General features: G+C 40.5%; 5 protein-coding genes. 2 read left to right on the top strand and 3 right to left on the bottom strand.

The annotated features are described in order from the left end of the window. A partial coding sequence (locus ACKI5B_RS07170) for a DUF1015 family protein (protein ID WP_407427252.1) occupies positions 1-609 on the top strand: 609 nt, incomplete at its 5' end. Here ACKI5B_RS07170 and ACKI5B_RS07165 read toward each other — a convergent pair. The 3 genes from ACKI5B_RS07165 to ACKI5B_RS07155 all read right to left on the bottom strand — a co-directional run bounded on the left by ACKI5B_RS07165 (position 606) and on the right by ACKI5B_RS07155 (position 2938). Further along, complete coding sequence (locus ACKI5B_RS07165; RefSeq protein ID WP_407427250.1) at positions 606-1406, bottom strand: ABC transporter ATP-binding protein; 801 nt, start codon at positions 1404-1406, stop codon at positions 606-608. The genes ACKI5B_RS07170 and ACKI5B_RS07165 overlap by 4 nt on opposite strands. 132 nt (positions 1407-1538) lie before the next feature. Then, a complete protein-coding gene (locus tag ACKI5B_RS07160; RefSeq protein WP_407427248.1) occupies positions 1539-1862 on the bottom strand; it encodes a hypothetical protein in 324 nt (107 codons plus the stop codon). Between the two features lie 158 nt (positions 1863-2020). Continuing rightward, positions 2021-2938, bottom strand: a complete 918-nt coding sequence (locus tag ACKI5B_RS07155) for an ABC transporter permease (RefSeq protein ID WP_407427246.1) — start codon at positions 2936-2938, stop codon at positions 2021-2023. 107 nt (positions 2939-3045) lie between these two features. Between ACKI5B_RS07155 and ACKI5B_RS07150 the strand changes: the two genes are divergently transcribed. Then, positions 3046-4047, top strand: coding sequence for an ABC transporter substrate-binding protein (locus ACKI5B_RS07150; RefSeq protein ID WP_407427244.1), 1002 nt, complete (start codon positions 3046-3048; stop codon positions 4045-4047). The last annotated feature ends 79 nt before the right edge of the window (positions 4048-4126 follow it).

Here is a 4126-nt window from a genome sequence, read left to right as displayed (position 1 = left end):
CTTGCAACTGCAAAAGCTGTCTGGGACGAGCACAAAAAAACACTTTCGGGGGATGCCCTCGAGACTTCTCCTGTACGCTATGCACTTGTCGAAATCGTAAACATTTATGATTCAGGTCTTACATTTGAGCCTATTCACCGTGTTATTTTTAATCAGGATGCAGGAAAACTCATTCTGTTTATCCAGGAAAAACTTGGCGGTGAAGTTAAAGCTTTCAGTACAGAAAAAGAACTGGAAGATTTCGTTGCAGACAAAAATGCAAAGGGGGCGCGCTACGGCTTTATTACAACTGAAGGCGGAAAAGAAAAGCTCTGTGTGCTTGAAACCGGCATTACAGACCTTGCAATTGCAGCCCTTCAGCCTGTTCTTGACGAATACTTAGATGCAAATTCTAAAGACAAAAAGAACGACATTGACTACATTCACGGTACAGAAGATGTTGTAAAACTTGGTCACAAAGACAATGCACTTTCAATTCTTTTGCCGCCGATTGCAAAAGATTCTTTCTTTGCAACAATCAACGGCCGCGGACCTCTTCCACGAAAATCTTTCAGCATGGGAGAAGCCAGCGAAAAACGCTTCTATGTTGAAGCAAGAAAGCTTTTTTAATTCAGTAAAACGTTATCGTTATTTACTTTAATTTTTTTGAACAGCTCTACGATTGAATCCATCGTGAGCTGTTTTTTTTCTTCGCCGGAAATATCAGAAATGATTTCGCCTTTGTCCATCATAATAAGGCGGTTCCCGAAATCCAAAGCGTGCTGCATGTTGTGAGTTACCATCATTACGGTAAGATTGTATTCTTCAGCAAAACGGCGGGTTAAATCCATGACAATCTGTGCATTTGTCGGGTCAAGAGCCGCTGTGTGTTCATCGAGTAAAAGAAGATTCGGCTTACTCATAACGGCCATCAAGAGAGTGAGTGCCTGTCTTTGTCCGCCTGAAAACTGGTCTACATTGTCTGAAAGCCGGTTTTCTAATCCCATGTTCAGAACTTTAAGCTGCTGGCGGAAAAATTCGCGCATTTTATTGTTGAGAGAGATTTTTAGCCCCTTAAAGCCTTTTTTGTAGCAGATCATCATATTGTCTTCAAGACTCATTTTGCCGGCTGTTCCTAAAAGCGGATTCTGGAAAATGCGTCCGATGTAGCGCGCGCGTTTGTATTCAGCATCGCCTGTGATGTTTTTTTGCTCTGCGTTTTCGCTTTCTTTGAGTAAAATCGTGCCTGTTGTAGGCTTTAATGTACCTGCAATTATGTTGTAAAGAGTTGATTTTCCGGCTCCATTTGAGCCTATTACAGTTATGAAGTCGCCTTTTTTTATGTTGAGATTTATGTTTTTAAGGGCAATGTTTTCGTCCGGTGTATTTGCGTTGAATGTAATTCCGATATTAGAAAGTGTAAGCATTTATTTGTTCCTCTCTTGGCATTTCATTTTGTTGTGTTATATTTAAATCGTCAGAGGAATCTGACGAAATACCGTCGTTGGCTGTATATTGCGCAGGATTATGTTGCGTGAGAAATGACAGTTTTTCGGCGGCTATTTTTTTGTAACGATAATATTGCCATTTTCGTCTGTTTTTAGATTGTATCTATTGATTGAAAATGTTACTTGTCCTTTATCATCTGTAAGCCAATTTACTTTACCACTTATGCTGACAGTGAAATCGTCATCATCACAGGATAATCCTATAATATTGTTTTTTGGAACATAAATGATTGTTTTTTTGTCTTTGTTAAATTTGATATAAGAACCAGTTGAAATAAACACTTCTATCATATTTTCTGAACCACTGAATGGTTGTGCAAAAAAGAATATCGTGCAGTAAAATAACATACCAATCATAAAAATAATTTTTTTCATTAAAAATCTCCTCAACTAAGAAAAATATATTCTTTTATCTATTTCAGAAATCTGATTCAGCATTTTTGGGGGCGTTGCGGGGGATTCCCCCGCAGAGAGGGTAGGACGCAACGAAGTGCGACTGCAGGGGGAGACTTCCCCCTCCTAGCTTTCCATTTTCAATTTTCAATTTTCTTCAAATGCGCCTTTACATATCCCACGATGTCCTGCTTTGAGACGATAAGACACATAATAATCAGCAAGCCCGTGACCAATTTCAAATCGTTGGCGTTCATTCCGATGTTGTAGCCGTAGCGGCGGGCAAGGAACATAAGCGCACGGTAAATGATTGAGCCTAAAATCACTCGCAAAGTCTGAGCGGCAATTTTGTTCGAGCGGATTACGAATTCACCGAGCATTAGCGAAGCCAAGCCGGAGACAACAACGCCGCTTCCGCTTCCGACATCAGAAAAGCCTGAGTACATCGCAAAAAGAGCTCCGCTCAAAGCCGCCAAGCCGTCACCAAAGCAAATCCCGACACCGCGTACGATTTTCGGATCAACCCCCTGGGAAATTACCATCTGCGGATTTGAACCAAGCGCACCCATTGTAAGACCAAAATCAGTAGAAAAGAAAAGGTTGAGCAGAATGAGAAGAATTCCTACAAAAATTACCAGAAAAATTACGATTCCCCAGTCAGAAGTGAGTGCGGGAAAAGCTGTTTTCATAAATTCTTTGATATTTGAGAAAATTGTCGGAACACGCAGGAAAGATACATTCGCCTGGTTTGACATTACCCGTAGGTTTACAGAATAAAGCATGGTCATCATTAAAATACCTGCAAGTAAATCTGGGATACGCAGTTTTGTGTAAATTACTGTCGTGCAAAGACCTGCAAGAATTCCTGATGCAAAAACAATTATGAGTGCTACTGCCGGCGTTATACCGTGTGTAAGACAGGCTGCAAGTACGCAGGCACCAAGTGGAAATGAACCGTCAACTGTCATGTCACAGAAATTTAAAACACGGAATGTCATAAATACACCCAGTACCATTATGCCGAAAATTAATCCTTCGATTAAAATGCCTTGAATCATGCAGATATTTTATAGATAAAACATGGAAGGGGGAAGTAGCTCCTGCTTGCATTTTGTTTCTATATGTAGTAACATACTTCTGAAATTAAACTTATCGAGGTACAAATATGAAAATTACAAAATTACTCGCAGTGTCTGCTTCAGTTTTTACACTGATTGCATTTACCGGATGTAACAAAAAAACTGCTTCTTCAGAAAAAAATGTTAAAATCGGCATTGCAAAAATCGTTCAGCATGTTGCACTTGATTCAGTTGAACAGGGAATTATCGACGTTTTGAATGAAAACGGCGTAAAGGCAGATTTTGACCTTCAGAACGCAAACGGCGATTCTAATACTGCCGCTCAGATTGCAATGAAATATCGTGACGAAAGGGTTGATGTTGCTGTAGGAATTGCAACTCCTGTTGCTCTGGCTCTTGCAAATACAATCGACGATATTCCGGTTGTCTTTGGCACTGTTACAGATCCTCTTGGAGCTGGCCTTGTAACAACTCTTGACCATGGTGAAGGCAATGTTACGGGAATGAGCGATGCTATTCCAACAGAGCAGCATATTGCCCTTTTTAAAGAACTTACCGGCATTAAAACGCTCGGTTATATTTACACAAGTAACGAAGCTAATTCGGTTTCGTCTCTTGAACTTGTTAAAAAGGGTTGTGAACTTGCCGGTCTGAACCTTGTTACTCAGGCAATTACCAATTCAAGCGAAGTAAAACAGGCAGCAGAAACAATTATTAATCGTGTTGACGGTCTGTACCTTACAACTGACAATACAGTTTTTAGTGCACTTTCTGCCGTAAAACAGGTTTTTGGAGATGCTAAAAAGCCGGTTTTTTCTGGCGATGTTACTGGAGCTCAGGATGGCGGCTGTGTAATTGCAAGCGGCTTTAATTACTATAAAGCCGGACGGGCTACAGGCGAAATGGTTTTAAAGATTTTAAACGGTGAAAAGCCAGAAAATATTCCAGTCCGCTTCATGACTGAGCCGAGCGACTCTGATCTGCTTTTTGACCTTGATGCTGCAAAAAACTGTGGAATAGAGATTCCACAGCAGTATATCGATAAAGCAAACCTGATTTTTGAGAACGGAAAACTTACAAAGAAGTAAAACGGCAGCTAAAAAAAACGGCTTCCCGTTGGGAAACCTGCCAAAAAACTCGCTGTGAACAAGTTCAGGCGAGTTTTTT

It is taken from the genome of Treponema sp. (genome assembly GCF_045657965.1).
Lineage (GTDB): Bacteria > Spirochaetota > Spirochaetia > Treponematales > Treponemataceae > Treponema_D.
The sequence above is the reverse complement of the archived record's forward strand: the minus strand, read 5'-3'. Positions and strand labels throughout refer to the sequence as shown.